The sequence below is a fragment of the Romboutsia faecis genome (assembly GCF_014323405.1).
In the GTDB taxonomy this organism is placed as follows: Bacteria; Bacillota; Clostridia; order Peptostreptococcales; family Peptostreptococcaceae; genus Romboutsia_E; species Romboutsia_E faecis.
The window spans coordinates 54,908-73,366 of record NZ_JACRWE010000001.1 but is presented as its reverse complement, the minus strand read 5'-3'; the positions used below and the strand labels follow the sequence as shown (position 1 = coordinate 73,366).

The following is an 18,459-nucleotide window of genomic DNA, read 5'->3' as shown; positions in this document are numbered from 1 at the left end:
GAGTATAGATTTATATAAACTCGATGACTTTTTTTATTTTATATTAAGTTATTTATATTTTATATTATGGTAAAATAAGAATAATAAATATACATAAATGAGGTGTTAACTTGAATAGAGATTTTTTTCAGAAAGATGCTATAAGTTTAGCAAAAGATATATTAGGAAAGTATTTAATCAGGGAGTACGATGGAAAACAAATAGTAAGTAAAATCGTTGAAACTGAAGCATATATGGGAGTAAATGATAAAGCAGCTCATGTATATGGGGATAAGAAGACAGACAGAACAATGCCATTATATCTAGATGGAGGTCATATATATGTCTATTTAATTTATGGAATGTATTATTGTTTAAATATCTCAGCAAATAAGGAGAGTATACCAGAGTGTGTATTAATTAGAGCAATTGAGCCGATAAAAGGAATAGAAGAAATTTGTGAGAATAGATATAAAAAAAATTATAGTAATTTAAGTAGTTATCAAAAGAAAAATATTACTAATGGTCCAGGTAAACTTTGTATGGCGTTAAATATAGATAAAAGCTTAAATTCTAAAAGTATTTTAGATAATGAATTGTATATAAGTGATTTTTATTATAAAGAAGATAAAAAAATATATGCAGAAGATAAATTTGAAATAGAAACAGACAAACGTATAAATATTGATTATGCAGAAGAAGCAAAGGATTATTTATGGAGATTTTATATAAAAGGGAATAAATATGTATCTATAATTAATAAAATAAAACTGTGAGCAAGTAGAGCTCACAGTTTTATTTTATAAAAGTTTTTCAGTAACAAATTTTATAACTATTGGGAGTACTGTTAAAACAGTAGTTAATCTAATCAAATGTAACAGTGCGACAATATGAGTTAGAGCACCAAAAGATTCTGACATAATAACCATATCAGTTAATCCACCAGGTGCAGCACTAAATAATGCAGTTGGTAAGTCTAATCCTGTTGTCTTATGTAATATTAATCCTAAAATTATGCTTAAAGAAGTTAAACCGATAACTAATATTATAGATGGTATTATTAACTTTTTAAGGCCCAAGATAGAATCCATAGTGAAGTTTAAACCAATTATGCAACCAATAACTATCTGAGCTACAGTTTTAAAGTTAGACGGAACATATCCTTTTCCAATAAAAACATTGTAAATTCCAACAAAGACCATAGAACCAATCATAGCTCCAGCGGGAATTTTAAATTTAACGCCCAGCATCCCTCCAATAGATCCTATAATTAGAGTACAGATTATTTTATCTAATCCAATTGATGATGTGTAAATAACTTTATCCATATATATAATTCCTTCCTATTGAAATTCCATATAAAATTATACAATATATAAAATATATTTACTATAAAAAAACACTTTAAAAACATAGAGTAAAAATATTTAGAAAATTTGGGGATTTTGTTGTAAATTACTACAAAATAAATCGATTTATAAGAAAATAAAATACATTTTAAAATAAACATAAAAAAATAGGAAAAATATTGAATATTAATTTATGATATGTTAATATAATTGAGAACAGATAAAAATATAACAAAGTCTGTTTTTCTAGTTTAATGCAATATGTGTAAAATGAATTATTAATTTATGTTCCATCTAAACAAAAATAATAATTTATCGGATTTGATGGTTTATAACCATCTACTAAATATAAACTTGAAAATCCAAGTATACATATTGGAGGATTTTAAAATGTTATCACTTATCGGATTTGCTATGATAGCAATCATGATGTATGTCTTACTAAAAGGTAAGGCAAGTCCATTAGTTTTATTTATAGTGTTACCAATAATAGGTGCACTACTTGGAGGATTTTCACCAGCTGAAATAGGAGAGTTTGCGATGGCTGGTTTAGACAAGACCTCTACCAATGCAATATTATTCATATTCTCAATTACATACTTTGGTGTAATGAATGATGTAGGTATGTTTGATGTTGTTATAGATAACTTAGTTAAGAAAGCTGGAAACAGTGTTGTTGCAATAACTGTTGTTACTGCAATAGTTGGTATATTAGGTCACTTAGATGGTACTGCAGCTACAACTGTATTAGTAACTGTGCCAGCAATGTTACCATTATACAAAAAACTTAACATAAGACCACAAGTTTTATTATTAATAGTTGCTTCAGCTATGGGTGTAATGAATTTATTACCATGGGGTGGACCAACAGTAAGAACTGCGGTAGTTTTAGGTATGGATGCAAACGTTTTATGGAAAACGTTAATACCAATTCAGTTAATGGGAGTTGTTACTACTATAGGATTAGCTGCAATATTAGGTATTATAGAGTCTAAGCGTGGTGCTGGAGTATCTAAAAATTCATCTATATCTATAGAGGATGAAATAGCTGTTACTACTGTTGATGAAAAGGTTTTAGCACTTAAGAGACCTAAACTTGCTTGGTTTAACATATTATTAACTGCTGTTGTTATAGTTATACTTGTATTAGATGCTATACCAGCTACAGCTACATTTATGTTAGGACTTGCAATAGCTCTTATAGTTAACTTCCCTAAAGTAAAAGAGCAAGAAGGTCGTATAAAAGCTCATGCTTCTTCTGCTTTATTAGTATCTGCTACGATGTTAGCTTCAGGAGTATTCGTTGGAGTATTAGATCAAAGTGGAATGTTAACAGCTATGTCTGAAACAGTTTTAGGCTTAGTACCTTCTTCTATGGGACCATTACTACACTTAATAATGGGTGTACTTGCATTACCATTAGGAATGATACTTGGTACAGATGCATACTTCTATGGATTATTACCATTAGTTATAGAGGTTGCAGCTACTTATGGAATACCAGCATTACAAGTTGCATTAACTATGATAATAGGCAAAAATGTTGCTTTATTAATAAGTCCATTAGTACCGCCAACATTCCTAGCAATAGGGCTTGCAGATGTTGATATAAAAGATCATATAAAATTCAGTTTTGGATGGCTATATGCAATAAGTTTATTAATGTTAGTTGGTGGAATATTATTCGGAATAATAGCATTATAAAATTAATTAATGTTAATATAATATGAAATATAAAAGTAGTATCTTAGTTTATTTAAAGATTAAGATACTACTTTTTTTACTTTTTAGAGAATTTTAAATGTGTTATAATAAATTGGTTAAAATTAATAATGAAAACTTCACATAATTTATAGATGAATAAACAATAAGGAGATAAAAATGGAATCGATATTTAATAAAATAGATAGTTCAGATTTAAGGCCTATGAGGGAGATTGTATTATATGAAATTAGAAATGCAATATTTGAAAATAAATTAAGTCCTGGAGATAGATTAGTTGAAAATATAATAGCTTCTAGTATGGGAGTAAGTAGAACTCCAGTTAGAGAAGCATTAAGACAATTAGAAATAGAAGGACTGGCTGTAAATATACCGAGAAAAGGTACTTTAGTTAAGGGAATTTCAAAAGAAGATGCAATGGAAATTTATGATTTAAGAGAAGTTTTAGAAGGATTAGCTGTAAGACTTGCTTGTTTAAATATATCGAGAAGGGAAATTAATTATTTAAAAGAAGTTATAGAAAAAATGAGAATAACTATGAGTGAGAATAACTATGAGGAATATATGAAAGCTCATGGTGAATATAATGATATAATAATGAAGGCAAGTAAAAATAAAATGTTACTAAGGCAAATTGAGCATGTATATGAATATCTAAAAAGCTTAAGAAAGGTTAGTTTACATCATTTGGACAAAAGGCAAGATGTCTTAATGGAGCATGTTAGAATAGTTAATGCTATAGAAAAAGGAGATGAATTCTTAGCTGAACAAGAAGCTAGAATTCATGTTATAAATGCAAAACAGAGGTTTATAGAATCTTTCAAATAATATAAGGATAGAGTTAAACGATACAATGTATTTTTTAGCTCTATTTTTATTTTTTAGTAAGTTAATGCAAAGATATGTTAATTATAAGCCCTATTAACATAATATCTAAAAAGTATTAAAAATATTAAGGCAATTCTGTTATAATAAAAAAGAATATAGTATATATTCAAGACTATATAAAATTCAAGCATAAACTTTATATAAATATAATTAATAGAAAAGGAGATTTTAATGAAAAGTATAGGTTTTATAGGAGCGGGAAATATGGCATCAGCAATTATTGGAGGAATAGTAAAATCAAATTTAATAAGTTCAAAAAAAATAATTGCTTCTGCTTTAAGTGATTCTACATTAGAAAGAGTAAGTAAGAATTTTGGAATTAATACTACAAAAAATTCTAAAGACGTAGTTAAAAACTCAGATATAGTTTTTATTTCGGTAAAACCAAATGTATATGATTCAGTGTTAGAAGAAGTTAAAGAACTTATTACTGATGATAAGATCATAGTTACTATAGCAGCTGGAAAAACTATAAAATCTGTAGAAAATGTAATTGGATGTGATAAAAAAATAGTTAGAACAATGCCTAATACACCGGCTTTAGTAAATGAGGGAATGACGGCGATTTGTCCTAATAAAAATATAAATGATGAAGAATTGAATGAAGTTATATCAATATTTAATTCTTTCGGTAAATATGAGATTGTAAAAGAAGGCTTAATAGATGCAGTAATAGGAGTTAGCGGATCTTCACCTGCATATGTATTTATGTTTATAGAAGCCCTAGCAGATGGTGCTGTAAAGGCTGGAATGCCAAGAACTCAAGCTTATAAATTTGCATCTCAGTCAGTAATGGGTTCTGCTAAAATGGTACTTGAGAGTGAAAAGCATCCTGGAGAACTTAAAGATATGGTATGCTCACCAGGAGGAACAACAATAGAAGCAGTAGCAGTGTTAGAAGAAAATAATATGAGAGCTTCTATAATAAAGGCTGTAACTGCAGCAGTAGATAAGTCAAAAGAAATGAGTAACAAATAAGAGGGGAATCTAATGATTAATAATGAAAAAATAATAGAAATAAAGAACCTAAATATGAGTTATGGATCAAAACAAGTATTAAAAAATATAAATCTAGATATAAATAGAGGTAATATTATAGGATATATAGGACCTAATGGTGCGGGAAAAAGTACTACAATAAAAATACTTTTAGGGCTTATAGGTGGATATGGTGGAGAAGTGAAAATCTTCGGAAGAGATATTAGGGAAGATGATTTTGAGTATAAAAACAAAATAGGGTATGTACCAGAAATTGTTAAAGTTTATGAAAGTTTAACTGCACAAGAATACTTAACTTTTATAGGTCAATTATACGGCTTAGAATATAAAATTTGTGATGAAAAAGCAAAAAGGCTTATGAAAGTATTAGGTATAGAAGATTCATATGAAAGTAGAATATCTTCTTTCTCAAAAGGCATGAAACAAAAAATAGCTATAATCTCAGCAGTCATACATAATCCAGATATATTATTTTTAGATGAACCACTTAGTGGTTTAGATGCAAATAGTGTACTTCTAATAAAGGAGATAATAAATAAACTAAAAGAAAATGGAAAGACTATTTTCTACTCTTCTCATATTATGGAGGTTGTAGAAAAAATAAGTGATCGAATAATTGTTTTAAATGATGGAAATATAGTCGCTGATGGCAACTTTGAAGAAATTAGAAAATCAAGCTTTGATGGTTCTTTAGAAGAGATATTTAATGAGCTTACTGGCTTTGCTGAGCACAGTGAATTGTCAAATGAGTTTATTAATATTTTAAATGAGGTATAGAGTATGAAAAACTTTTTAATACTTAGAATTTTAGATTTATTTAAAGGTATATACACGAAACTTGGTGTTGACTATAATATAATGCGACTAATTATACAAGCAAAGCTTACTTTAGATTGTAGAAGAGTACCAACTATTTCGGAGGCTTCAGTTGAAGGGAATGAAAAAAATTATTTTTACAGTTCTCTTTTTGTTTATTCTATTTTAGGTGTTACATTTCTACCTATAATTTTAATGAGTATAGATCCGAGGATAAAGATGAGCATTTATTTTTCTTGCTTTATGATTTTACTTTTAACGGTACTTATATCTGATTTTTCTAGCGTAATATTAGATGTAAATGATAAAGATATAATCGGAATAAGAGGAGTTCAGCCTAGAACATTAAATGCAGCAAAAACTACACATATTTTTATATACATATTTATGCTTAGTTTGGCAATATCAGGATTTAGTTTATTAGCATCCTTAAGATTTGGTATGAAGTATTTTTTATTATTATTTTTAAGTATAGTGCTTGTGGATATCTTGATGATAATAATTACTGCTATTATGTATCTTATAATACTTAAACTTTTTAAAGGTGAAAAACTTAAGGATATGTTGAATATATTCCAAATATGTTTTTTATTGTTATTTACAATAGGCTACCAATTTATAGCGAGAAGTTTTGATTTTATGCATACAGATATAGTTTATGATCAATCTTGGTGGAATGTATTATTTATTCCTATGTGGTTTTCTTCTAACTTTAGTATTATAGATGGAAAATCGTTAGATTCTATTGGAATTGTATTAAGTATTTTATCTATAGTTGTGCCTATAATATCGTTAGTAGTATATAAAAAACTTGTCCCAGTATTCGAGAAAAACTTACAAAAACTTAATGATAATACTTACAAAAGTAAAGAAAAAAAAGAAAAGTTTTCTATTAAAGTGAGTAAATTAATTTGTAGAGATAAAGAAGAAAGGGCTATATTTAATTTTGTTTATAATATACTTGATAAAGATAGAGATTTTAAAACAAAAGTATATCCATCATTGGCATTAGGCGTTTTTATGCCAATTATAATAATTTTTACTTCTTATGATAATAGCGGTATAATAAACTATCTAAAGGAAATAAGAGAAAGCTATTTATACCTTAGTGGATATTTGGGAATCGTAATTATTCAAAATATAATAACGATGGTTCAATATTCAAATGAATTTGAAGGTGCTTGGATATATGAAATACTTCCTATAAAGAATATAAGAAATATATATACAGGAATGTTTAAGGGTAGTATTTACAAGTTATACTTTCCCTCTTTTATACTTTTGTCTATAGTATTTATATTAATATTTAAAATAGAGGTTATAAAACATTTAACAGTATTATTTCTATCTGGTGTATTTGTTTCCATGGTTTCTTTTAAGCTTAATGAAAAACATCTACCATTTTCAAAACCTTACAATGTAGGAACCTCATCTAAAAATATTATTGTAGTACTAAAATCAATGATTACCACAGTAATATTAGTGGGTATACATTTTTGGATAATATTAATGAATATAAATGTACTTATATACATTTACGCATTAATATTAATAGGTATAATTAAAATAAGTTGGAATAGCATTTTTACTGTTAGGAAAAGTAGTTAAAATAGATATAAAAAAAGTTTAAATAATTTAATTCTAAAAATGTTGAAAAATAGACTATAATTGATGTATTGATAAAATATGTTAGTTAAAGTCTATTTTTTTAAAACTTTTTTTATATATTTAGAGTCTAACAGATAAGATAAGAAATTTTTAATACTATGGAAGGGGATATAATGGAGGAGATAGTCTTAGTTAAGAGAGCCATCAAAGGCGATCGTGAAGCTTTTGAAAATCTGATAGATATGTATTCAGATAGGTTATACAGAGAAGCTTACCTAAAATGTAAACATGAGGATGATGCAAAGGAAATAATACATGAAACTATTTATAAGGCATATAGAAGTATAGGGACTTTAAGAGAACCTAAATATTTTAAGACATGGATAAGTAGAATATTAATAAATGTATCTAATGATTATATAAGTAAAGTTGGTATGGTTGATTTACAACATGCTGAAGAAGCTTTTATAAAAGAGGCTATTATTGATGATAAGATTGAGATTAAAATTGACTTATTTAATGCAATTGATGAGTTAGAAGACAAATATAAAGATGCAATTATTTTAAGATATATAGAGGATTTAAAAATAGAAGAAGTATCAAAAATATTAGATCGCCCTATTAATACGATAAAGACCCACTTAAGAAAGGCAATTCGGGATATGAAAAATCTATTAAAGGAGGGATATGAAAATGAGTAAGAAAATTAAAAATACAAATATAAATAATACTTCGGTAAGTGAATTAGAAGAAATAAGTATAGAAGAACTTGATTTAGAAATGAATGAGTTTTATATAGATTATGAAAAGATAGACTCGATAAAAGCACCTAATGATATGAAGTCTTGGGTAAGAGATGCTATAGATAAAGCAGAAGTAGATATAAATAAACATAAAAGAAAGACACAAATAATTGCAAGTGCTGCAAGTATAGCAATTGTATTTTCAATAGGAGTATATAATCCTGTACTGGCTCATAAAGTTCCTTTTTTAGAAAAAATACTAAAAACTATAAATGATACTTTAAAAATAGATGAAATAAGTTATTTTATTGGGTTAGATAAAATAGCACCAAAAGCTACCTTAGATGAAAGTAATAAGGTAAAATTTATAAAGCCTTCAGAATATAAGGTAAATAAATTATATGATGAAAAAGAAGAACTTGAAGAGGATGTGTTAGAAGATAAGAAAGCACAAGCACCTAATACTGAGTATTTAGCAGTTCAGTTTATACACAAAATGTCAAATAGTATAATAAACCCCATAGATGGTAGAAAATATGGTAGTATAAAGATAACGCCAAAAACTATAGAACTTGCAATAAATGGATTAGAATTAATTGAAAGCTATGAAGATAGGAAACATTTATATAATGAATTAAATAAATGGAAAAATGGAAAATTTGAAAATGCAGTAGATGTACATAATTATGTATGGTATATGTTAGATGGAGAAATCGGTAAGGCTATATCTATAAAAGATGAAGTAGTAGACAATATAGTAAATACTTATTTTAATTAACTTATAAAGTAGAGAAGGGGAATTATTATGAATTTAAAAAAGATATTTATAGTTTTAATTGTGTTAATCATGAGTATGTTTGCTTTTGTAGGATGTAATAAAGAAGAAAATATTGAAGAAGCAGTAAATAATTATGCAAAATTATTAAATGATGGTAAATATGAAGAATTATATGAAGAATTATCAAATGAATCTAAGAAGTATATAGATGAAGAGTATGAATCAAAAGAGGGATTTGTACAAAAATATTTTAATATATATTCAGCAATGGGAGTAAATAATATAAGAATAGATATGAAAGATTCAGAAAACAAGTTAGAAATACCAATAACGATTACCATGAACACAATTGCAGGAGAGTTGAAGTTTGACGATGCTAACATTAAATTAGTAAAAGAAGATAATAAATACAAGGTATTATGGAATGAAAGTTTGATATTACCTCAAATGATACAAGGTGATAAAATAAGAGTAAAAACTACAAACGGTAGTAGAGGTCGTATACTCGATAGAAATGATAATCTATTAGCATATAATGGAGAAGTTAATTTTATTAATATAGTCCCAGGTATTTTTGAGGAAAATAAGAATGAAAATATCATTAAGATGGCTGATATTTTAGATATAAGTGAAGAATACATAGAAGATAAGTTAAATAAAAGTACAAACTCCGATGAAGCTTTATTTATTGTAAAAGTATCAAATTATGAACAAGAAAAAGTCAAAAAATTATCTGATATAAATGGGGTAAGTGTACAAAAGGGTATATCTAGAGTTTATGCACAAGGGGAAGCATTTGGTAGTTTACTTGGATATATTGGTAGTATTACGGAGGAAGAGCTGTCAAAAAATTCAAATAAAGGTTATACTTCTTATAGTCAAATTGGTAAAAATGGATTAGAACAAGTTTATGAGGATGAGTTAAGAGCAAAAGAAGGAGTTCATATATATATAGAAAGAGGAGATGAACAAATAACTATAGCTAAAACTGAGGCTAGTGATGGTGAAGATATTAAATTATCTATCGACTCTGAGCTTCAAGAAGATATATATAATCAGATGAATAAAGAGAAGGGAGCGTCAATAGCCATGGATCCAAAGACAGGAGAAGTATTAGCTATGGTAAGCTCACCTTCTTATGATTCAAATACATTAGTAACATACAAGACTAAAACTATAGCCCAAAATTGGGAAAAAAGTAATAATGCAGAATTTGATAATAGAGCTAACAATGCTTATTCACCAGGTTCAACAATGAAGCTTATTACAGCATCAATAGGACTTGAAAATAAAGTAATAAACCCTAATGAAAAAATGGAAATAAAAGGTTTATATTGGCAAAATAGTTCATCTTGGGGGGATTATAAAGTAACTAGAGTAAAAGATGCAGGTTCAGTTAACTTATATGAGGCGGTAAAGTACTCTGACAATATATATTTTGCAGATAAATCAATAAAAATCGGTGCTGAAAAGTATATAGAAGAAGCTAAGAAGTTTGGAATAGGAGTAAAATCTACATTTGAATACCCTATGGCTAAATCTCAAATATCTAATAATGGAAAGTTAGAGGATGAACTTTTATTAGCAGATACAGGTTATGGACAAGGAGAGGTACTTACAACTCCACTAGAGATTACAATGGCATATAGTTCTTTGGGAAATGATGGTAATATCATGACTCCAAGGTTAGTCATAAGTGAAAATAATGAAGCAAAGATATATAGTAAAGCTATATCTAAGGACTATCTTCCTGAGTTAAAGAAATGTTTTTCTGCGGTAATTAATGATTCAGATGGAAGCGGAAATTTAGCTAAGATAAAAGGTGTAAATCTTGCAGGGAAAACTGGAACGGCAGAGATCAAAGGTAGCAAAGATGATAAATCAGGAAGTGAAAATAGTTGGTTTGCGGCTGTAGATTTAGATAATTCAAAAATAGCTATATCCATGGTAATGGAAGATATGAAAGAGAAATCTACATCTCAATATTTAGTTCCTAAAGTTAAAAATGTAATAGAAAATTATTTAAATAGAAAATAAAGAAAAAGCCCTAATTAAAAAAATAAAATTAGGGCTTTTTCTTTATTTTTTATAAATTTAAACTTTAGTATATAAGTAGTAAAATAGAATAAAATAAGCTTAATAAGAAATAAATTAAGGAGTATTAAATATGAAAAATTTGAAAAAGATATTATCAATTATTATAATAACTATACTTGTAAATCCCTCTTTTTCATATGGAAATATTAAGAATGAAGAAGATATTATACTAAAAGAAAATATAGCATTATATAAAGAAGAAAATAAAAAAGACTCTGTAGTGAATGAAATATTTGATATAGAAACAAAGAGCATAATCGAGGAGAGTGAATTCTTCAAAGCAAGGATAAAATATCCATATTTAAAGATCAAAGATAAAAATATAAATAAAAAAAATTCAAGGGTTGAAACTGTCGAAAATATTAATAAAGATATATATAGGTATATATTAGAATTTAAAAATAGAATTAAAGAGGAATCTAAGCAATATGAAAAAGATTATAAAAAGATATACTCAAAACAGAAAGATCAGTATGTAAAATATCAGTATGAAGCATATTCAGAATATGAAATTACTTATAATAAAAATAATATACTAAGTATACCGATAACAACTTATGAATTTACTGGTGGAGCACATGGAATGACTTATTTAAAATCGTATAATTATAACTTACTAACAGAAAAACAGATTAAAATAAAAGATATTTTTAAAAGTGGAACTGATTATAAGAATATAATAAATGATTTTATTTATAAAGAAATAGAAAAGAATAAGGATCTATATTTCACAGGTGAAAATGAATTTAAAGGTATAAAGAGTAATCAAGAATTTTATATAGAAGAAGATGGAATAGTAGTATATTTTCAACTATATGACATAGCTCCATACTATGTAGGTATTCCTAAATTTAAGATACCATGGAATAAATTTGGAGAAACTAATATATATATTGGATAAATTTAAAATATTAAAAGGATACAGCGCTTATTATAAAAACTGTATCCTTTTAATATTTTAATTATTTAAATTTGTTGGTTCTTCACTTGATGTATTATTTTCTTGATTATTATCAGACGAATTCAAATCATTATTTGATGAGTTTTCAACAGGTTCGCTAGATTCATTTGACGAATCTTGATTAGTGTTATTGTCAGTATTAGAAGTAGGAACATCATTAGAATGATTATTCTCAACTGGAGCTTCATTATTTTGGTCTGTAGATTCATTAGTAGTATTAGATTCTGAAGAGTTATTATTACTACTAAATAGTCCAGTGAACCAATTCCATATCTTAGAGAATAAACCTTCAACTTGCTCACTTGATGGAAGGTTTATTGCATCCTTATCAGTAGCATCTATTTGAGCTCCATCACCAAGTAAATTATCATTGGTATTCTCAAGTATACCTAAATCTTTATTAGCTTCAAATATGCCTGCAACCCAATTACCTATTCCATTGAACCAACCTTTTATACTATCAAATAATCCTGAATTTGGATTTTCTCCCATAGCTGATAAATTTTCATTTACGTTATCTTTCACACTATTTAAAGCATTCTTTATGCTGTTATAATCATAATCCTGATTTGCTATTTTTTTCATTAAATCCTTTATTTGTTGTTCTTGTTCTGGTGTTAAAGTTACATTGTAGTTATTTGTTATATTATTTATAGTGTCAGCGATTTGTATAGTATCACTTGTATTATTTTTTATTATCTCTGTTTTTATATCATTTATAATACCTGTAGCTTTATCTTGACCAGATTCCCCACCTATTTCATCAGCTAAATCTCCAGTTATTATTAACTCTTCAGATGCAATTTCTTTTTTTGTTTCATCTAAAGGTTCTCCAGTAGCATCCTCAAATGCTTTCATTATACCAGTCATCATACCTGTACCAGAAACTGGGAATGGTGCAGCTGCAACTACATTAGCATTTTCAATTCCACAAGTTGACATTATACTTGCTATCATTGAGCTAGTCGCCCAAGTTATATTGGCAGTTTTTACATTTATACCACTACCAGTTTTTGTTGGCTCAACATAAGCACAAGAGAAGGTTTTTCTTCCTAATTGCTCTTCCGTTGCGACACCTTGTAAGTACTTTCTTTCCTCTTGGTTATTTACTTCTATTATTACGACTTCATTTTCATTAACACCAAAGTACTTCAGCATAGTAGCACGTTGTTCTTTGCTTAAGTTAGCACCTAAAGTAACAACTCTTGAACTATCTGCAAAGGCAAAGTTAATGCTACTCATAAACAGAGCACCACATAAGATCAACGAAGTAATTTTCTTTTTTATTTTCATACTCAATCTCCTTTAATTTGTCGTACATATAATATGTACGATTTGTTTACAGAATTTATGTATTCTCCTGTCTAATATACTATAAACTATTTTAAAGTTCAATTGGTTTACAATTTTGTAACTGTAATTAAGAAAATATTAAGAAAGTATTAAGGACTATTAAAGTGTAAATGAATAAAATTTATCCACCAAGAGTAACGTCCTGTTTATTATACCAATCTAAGGCATCGTAGAAATCTTTAGGAGTAAAAGATGGCCAATAGCTATCAACTACATAGAAGTCAGCATATACAGATTGTACAGGTAAAAAACCACTAAGTCTTCTTCTACCGCCCCACCTTATTATAAGGTCTATTCTAGAAATGTCTTTAGAATGTATGTAAGGTAAAATATGTTTTTTAGAGAAATCAGCATCTTTTAGTAAATTTAAATCCCATTCCCATCCATAGTGTATTAAGAAATTTACTTTAGTACCCCCATTACCAAATTTCTTTCTAGTCGTAAATGGAAGGAGTTCCTTTGGGAAGGCATTTGACTCTGTATTTCCTATTACTAATATTTCACAGTCTTCTTTGGTTAAAAGCATAACAGAATCAATACAAGCTTGTGTAAATGCAAGTTTTTGCTCTGTCGGACGCTTTGTATTATCTACAGTAAATCCATAAAATGTTACTTCTTTTATATTTTCATTTTGACAAAGTTTAAAGACTTCAAGACCAGGGTTTATTCCATATTCATAACCCTTATCCTTAGTCATGTTATTTGATAAAGCCCAACGCCTATTGCCGTCGGGTATTATTCCAATATGTTCTGGTACTCTCATAGGCCCTCCATAAAAATTAGAAATTATTGTATTATTGTTTCCAAGGTAATAGAAAATAAACCTATAAATAGAAAATAATTACTTTGAGTATAAAATTTATTATATTTTTGACTGGCTAGTATAATATTTTTGAATTTATAATTAAATTTTTTATGACAGTAATATGAAAAATTAGGAAATAAAAAAGTCTTGGAGAGAAAGTAATAGGTAATGATTTAATCTAAAAATAGATATAAAGAGGGATTATAGTCGTATTTATTTTTATTGCAAACTTTAATACGGAAGATTATTACAGAGTTATTCTCAAACTTGTTTATAATTTTGTATAAGTGATATTATTTAAGTATATGCTCTGTATAAGATGAATTTAGGATATAAATTATGGAGGGTTTAATTAAATGAAACTTAATGGAAATGTATTTTCGAAAGTATTAGATATGGATACTGGAATAACAATAGTTACTCCAAATGATTTGAAATTAGATGGTTCCTATAAGGTAGTTTATCTCTTACACGGACTATGTGGTAATCATAGGAACTGGGCAGACTATACACTACTTCCTACATATGCTAATGATTATGATGCAATATTTATAATGCCTGAAGTTCAGAGAAGTTTTTATATGGATATGAAATATGGTTTAAAATATTTTTCATATATCACTGAGGAGCTTCCTGAAATTTGTAAAAATATATTTAATATATCATCAAAAAGGGAAGATACAGCTATAATGGGTGCATCTATGGGTGGATATGGAGCATTAAAATGCGCTCTTTCAAAACCAGATCAATATGGATTTTGTGGTGCATTTTCTCCAGCATTCTTATTTTTAAAAGATTATCTTGATTATCAAAGAGATACTGGAATTGTTGAATTTGAAGATCTAAAAGCTATTTTTGGTGAAGGTTTAACTTGGAAACCAGAGTTTGAAATAATGGAGTTAGTTAAAAATTTATATAATAAATCAGATAAGCCTATAATTTATACATCTTGTGGATATGATGACTTTTTGCATAATGATAATCTAGAATTCAGTAAAATAATTAAAGACTTTAATATCGATTTTACTTATGAGGAATGGCCTGGAAATCACGATTGGTATTTTTTTAATGAGTCATTGCATAGAGCATTAAATATTTTTTACACTAAGAGACAATATAATTAATCAAAGTTGAATATAAATAATATAGAGTAAAAGGAGGGGATGAATGGGAAGTATAGCTTTTGCTTTTATGTTAACAGCTATTGCAGGATTATCTACAGGCATTGGAAGTTGTATTGCATTTTTTTCTAAAACAGAAAATAAAAAGTTTTTATCTGTCACACTAGGATTTTCAGCGGGTGTTATGATTTATGTATCTATGATAGAGATATTCTCAGATGCAAAACATAAATTATCTATATCGTTTGGAGATAAAATAGGAACCGGAATAACAATAATAGCATTTTTTATAGGGATACTCTTAATATTATTAATAGATAAATTTATTCCATCAGAAAGTAATCCTCATGAGGTACATGATACATCAGAGATTAATGATTCTTCACTAGAAAGTAATAAATCAGAGATTAATGATTCTTCACTAGAAAGTAATAAATTACTAAGAACTGGTGTATTTACTGCACTTGCTATAGGAATACATAACTTTCCAGAAGGAATAGCAACTTTTGTATCAGCCTTACAAGACTTTTCTATAGCAATTCCTATTGTTGTAGCAATTGCGATACATAATATTCCAGAAGGAATTTCAGTATCTGTTCCTATTTATTATGCAACAGGAAGTAAGAAAAAGGCATTTATATATTCTTTTATATCTGGCCTTGCTGAGCCTATTGGCGCTTTAGTTGGATATTTAATATTGATGCCGATTATGAATGATACAGTATTTGGTGTTTTATTTGCAAGTGTTGCTGGTATTATGGTATTTATATCTCTAGATGAGCTACTGCCACTATCTAGAGAATATGGAAAAGGACATTTATCTATTTACGGTTTAGTAGCGGGAATGGCAGTTATGGCTATAAGTTTATGGTTGTTTATGTAGAAAGTAAGATTTAATTACTTTAGTATAATTTTAATATTAGAAAGATACTAATAAAGTTAAGAGTAAATTCTATTTAGAGTTTACTCTTTTTAGATATTAAATATTATGATTTAGTTTATTTTTGAATAGGAATTATAGAGATTGATATAGTCAAAAGCATTAATAATATTTCATATAAAAATATTTTACTAATGTAAAAACATAATGTATTTTTTAATGAAATTTAAGGAAATCTAATTTAATAAATAACTAAAATAAAATTGTTATATTTAGGAGGCCATTATGAGCTTATATTTAGGAAAAATACATTACTGGTTATATAATAAAATATTATGGTTTGAAGGACTAGAGGAGGAAATAATAAAGATAGCTAAACAAGAGAAGTTAGATATTAACAAATTATTAAAAAATGCTAATGAACATTTTGGAGAAAAACTACCTAATAAACCTTTAGAGGAAATTATAGATACTAATAATATACATGGATGGCTTCAAGAAAGAATTCATTCTGCTGAAGGAAGAATGGCATATTGGATAAGGCTAATTCTTGACAAGGATAAAAATAGTATTAGTAAAATAGAAAAAGTATATATAGACCAAGGACTTAAGGCAGGTAAAGAATGTTTATCACAAGAAATAGACTTATTAAATGCAAAAAATATATATAATAAAATAAATGACTATATTTTAGATGGAATGCCATGTGATAGAGTTAATGAAATTATAGAATCGAATGAAGATATTGTAAGTTGGAAAAGACGAATCTGTGTTCATAAGGATATCTGGCATGATGAAGTTGAATTATTTTATCAATTAAGAAGCTTATGGATTAAATCTTTCATTAATACTGTAAATAATGAATTTAAATATGTTGAGGATGATGGCGTAAATAAGATAGAAAGGGTTTAATAATCGAACATTTAAATAAAAAATAAAATATTATAATTATTTATATTAAAACAAATAATTATAATATTTTTTAATAAATCATAGCTAAGTCAGTAATTTATTTTGTATAATATATGAAATATAGTTAATTTAGGAGTGAAGTATGAAGTGTATAAGAATTAATGATACAAATAATAATTACTGGAGCGATGTATGGAATATATACACAAGTAGTTTTCCTATATTTGAACAGAGAACTTTAGAAAATCAAATAGAAGCATTAAAAGATGATAGATATAATTGTATAGTTATATGTGATGAAGGTTTAGTTGTAGGTATATTATTATATTGGGAATTTGATAAATATAAATATATTGAACATCTAGCCATATCTTCTGAATTAAGAGGTAAAAATTATGGTTCAAGGATACTAGAGAAATTCTGTGATGACAATAGCATAATAATTTTAGAAATTGATCCACCTATAGACGAAATTGGGATTAAAAGACTTAGGTTTTATTCGAAAATAGGGTTTATTTTACAAGAATTTAATCATGTACACCCTCCATATAGAAAAGGATATGAAGGTCATAGTTTAAAAGTTATGTGTTATAATAAAAATTTAGAGAAATATGAGTATGATGTATTTAATGAATTTTTAAGAAATGTCATCATGACATACTCAGAATGTAATTAGATATGAAGAATAAGAGCATATTATTATGCTCTTATTTAATTTGATTTAATATTAAATAGGTTGCTTAAATAAAGAGAGTTTTTATAAATAAGAATAAGTAATTTAAACAATAGATATAGAAAAGAGGAATTAAAATATGAGTAGAAAAATAATATTAAATCTGGCGATGAGCATTGATGGATATATAGCTTCAAATAATGGAGGATATGATTGGATAGTTGGAGATGGAAGTGATAAACTAGATACTGAAAAGACATGGGATTATAATAAATTTTTAGAAGGAATAGATACGGTAGTAATGGGTAGAAAGTGCTATGAGCAAAATTTTCATAATGATTTTAAAAATAAAAAAAGTATACATAGCTACTTCAAAAAATATAGCTGATTATGATAATATAACTTTTATAAATGGTGATATATGTAAAGTTATAGAAGAAGAAAGAAAAAAAGAAGGCAAGGATATATTCTTATTTGGAGGAGGAATTGTAATAGATAATTTCATTAAGGCAGACATTATAGATGAGTATATAATAGGAATAATACCTACTATATTAGGAAATGGAAGATCGTTATTTTTAGGTAATAATCCAAAAATAGATTTGAAGTTAGATGACTATATTGTAGATAATGGAATTACAATATTAAGATATTCAAAAAGATAAAATGCAAATTAAAAATATATTTATTGCTTTATGGTGAAATAATGATGTATTTAGTATGATTTTTTATAATTATGAAGTGTGAAAGGGGATAAATAAAATCAAGAAGCTAA

At 27.0% G+C, this 18,459-nt stretch carries 19 protein-coding genes; 16 read left to right on the top strand and 3 right to left on the bottom strand.

Annotated features, from left to right (window positions below; genetic code table 11):
* Positions 1-110 precede the first annotated feature (110 nt).
* Positions 111-755 (top strand): DNA-3-methyladenine glycosylase, encoded by a 645-nt coding sequence (locus tag H8923_RS00335; protein WP_153972893.1) that lies wholly within the window; start codon positions 111-113, stop codon positions 753-755.
* Between the two features lie 24 nt (positions 756-779).
* On the opposite strand, the gene H8923_RS00330 is transcribed toward H8923_RS00335, so the two are convergent.
* On the bottom strand, positions 780-1,307 hold the full coding sequence (locus tag H8923_RS00330) for an AbrB family transcriptional regulator (protein WP_153972892.1): 528 nt from the start codon (positions 1,305-1,307) through the stop codon (positions 780-782).
* Between the two features lie 306 nt (positions 1,308-1,613).
* Here H8923_RS00330 and H8923_RS00325 point away from each other — a divergent pair, with 306 nt between their 5' ends.
* The 9 genes from H8923_RS00325 (at position 1,614) to H8923_RS00285 (ending at position 11,880) form a co-directional block, all read left to right on the top strand.
* Positions 1,614-3,032, top strand: coding sequence for a CitMHS family transporter (locus tag H8923_RS00325; protein WP_317982790.1), 1,419 nt, complete (start codon positions 1,614-1,616; stop codon positions 3,030-3,032).
* Positions 3,033-3,209: 177 nt separating this feature from the next.
* Positions 3,210-3,878 carry a GntR family transcriptional regulator gene (locus H8923_RS00320; protein WP_153972891.1) on the top strand — a complete coding sequence of 223 codons (669 nt, stop codon included), beginning with the start codon at positions 3,210-3,212 and terminating at the stop codon, positions 3,876-3,878.
* A 231-nt stretch (positions 3,879-4,109) separates the two neighbouring features.
* Positions 4,110-4,916 carry a pyrroline-5-carboxylate reductase gene (proC, locus tag H8923_RS00315; RefSeq protein ID WP_153972890.1) on the top strand — a complete coding sequence of 269 codons (807 nt, stop codon included), beginning with the start codon at positions 4,110-4,112 and terminating at the stop codon, positions 4,914-4,916.
* 12 nt (positions 4,917-4,928) lie between these two features.
* Complete coding sequence (locus tag H8923_RS00310) at positions 4,929-5,714, top strand: ABC transporter ATP-binding protein (protein ID WP_153972889.1); 786 nt, start codon at positions 4,929-4,931, stop codon at positions 5,712-5,714.
* Between the two features lie 3 nt (positions 5,715-5,717).
* Complete coding sequence (locus H8923_RS00305; protein WP_153972888.1) at positions 5,718-7,361, top strand: hypothetical protein; 1,644 nt, start codon at positions 5,718-5,720, stop codon at positions 7,359-7,361.
* A 173-nt stretch (positions 7,362-7,534) separates the two neighbouring features.
* Positions 7,535-8,062: a sigma-70 family RNA polymerase sigma factor gene (locus tag H8923_RS00300; protein ID WP_243139993.1), complete on the top strand. Its 528-nt coding sequence runs from the start codon at positions 7,535-7,537 to the stop codon at positions 8,060-8,062.
* Entirely contained in the window at positions 8,055-8,882 is an 828-nt protein-coding gene (locus H8923_RS00295) for a DUF6241 domain-containing protein (RefSeq protein ID WP_153972886.1), read from the top strand. Before H8923_RS00300 ends, H8923_RS00295 begins: the two co-directional genes overlap by 8 nt.
* 27 nt (positions 8,883-8,909) lie before the next feature.
* The gene (locus H8923_RS00290; protein WP_153972885.1) at positions 8,910-10,919 is read left to right on the top strand and encodes a penicillin-binding transpeptidase domain-containing protein; all 2,010 of its coding nucleotides are present in this window, start codon (positions 8,910-8,912) and stop codon (positions 10,917-10,919) included.
* 130 nt (positions 10,920-11,049) lie between these two features.
* Positions 11,050-11,880, top strand: coding sequence for a DUF3298 and DUF4163 domain-containing protein (locus H8923_RS00285; RefSeq protein WP_153972884.1), 831 nt, complete (start codon positions 11,050-11,052; stop codon positions 11,878-11,880).
* 57 nt (positions 11,881-11,937) lie between these two features.
* Here H8923_RS00285 and H8923_RS00280 read toward each other — a convergent pair whose 3' ends face one another.
* Both H8923_RS00280 and H8923_RS00275 read right to left on the bottom strand, forming a co-directional pair.
* On the bottom strand, positions 11,938-13,233 hold the full coding sequence (locus H8923_RS00280) for a DUF1002 domain-containing protein (RefSeq protein ID WP_153972883.1): 1,296 nt from the start codon (positions 13,231-13,233) through the stop codon (positions 11,938-11,940).
* A 181-nt stretch (positions 13,234-13,414) separates the two neighbouring features.
* Complete coding sequence (locus tag H8923_RS00275) at positions 13,415-14,056, bottom strand: undecaprenyl diphosphate synthase family protein (RefSeq protein WP_153972882.1); 642 nt, start codon at positions 14,054-14,056, stop codon at positions 13,415-13,417.
* A gap of 398 nt (positions 14,057-14,454) precedes the next feature.
* Here H8923_RS00275 and H8923_RS00270 point away from each other — a divergent pair, with 398 nt between their 5' ends.
* The 6 genes from H8923_RS00270 to H8923_RS00250 all read left to right on the top strand — a co-directional run bounded on the left by H8923_RS00270 (position 14,455) and on the right by H8923_RS00250 (position 18,349).
* The gene (locus H8923_RS00270) at positions 14,455-15,222 is read left to right on the top strand and encodes an alpha/beta hydrolase (protein WP_153972881.1); all 768 of its coding nucleotides are present in this window, start codon (positions 14,455-14,457) and stop codon (positions 15,220-15,222) included.
* Positions 15,223-15,265: 43 nt separating this feature from the next.
* Positions 15,266-16,102, top strand: coding sequence for a zinc transporter ZupT (gene zupT, locus H8923_RS00265; RefSeq protein WP_153972880.1), 837 nt, complete (start codon positions 15,266-15,268; stop codon positions 16,100-16,102).
* Between the two features lie 282 nt (positions 16,103-16,384).
* Positions 16,385-17,011, top strand: a complete 627-nt coding sequence (locus H8923_RS00260) for a hypothetical protein (RefSeq protein WP_153972879.1) — start codon at positions 16,385-16,387, stop codon at positions 17,009-17,011.
* A gap of 142 nt (positions 17,012-17,153) precedes the next feature.
* Positions 17,154-17,687, top strand: coding sequence for a GNAT family N-acetyltransferase (locus tag H8923_RS00255; protein ID WP_153972878.1), 534 nt, complete (start codon positions 17,154-17,156; stop codon positions 17,685-17,687).
* A 136-nt stretch (positions 17,688-17,823) separates the two neighbouring features.
* On the top strand, positions 17,824-18,072 hold the full coding sequence (locus H8923_RS17675) for a dihydrofolate reductase family protein (RefSeq protein ID WP_330596571.1): 249 nt from the start codon (positions 17,824-17,826) through the stop codon (positions 18,070-18,072).
* Positions 18,002-18,349 carry a dihydrofolate reductase family protein gene (locus tag H8923_RS00250; RefSeq protein ID WP_330596570.1) on the top strand — a complete coding sequence of 116 codons (348 nt, stop codon included), beginning with the start codon at positions 18,002-18,004 and terminating at the stop codon, positions 18,347-18,349. The genes H8923_RS17675 and H8923_RS00250 overlap by 71 nt, the downstream gene beginning before the upstream one ends.
* The last annotated feature ends 110 nt before the right edge of the window (positions 18,350-18,459 follow it).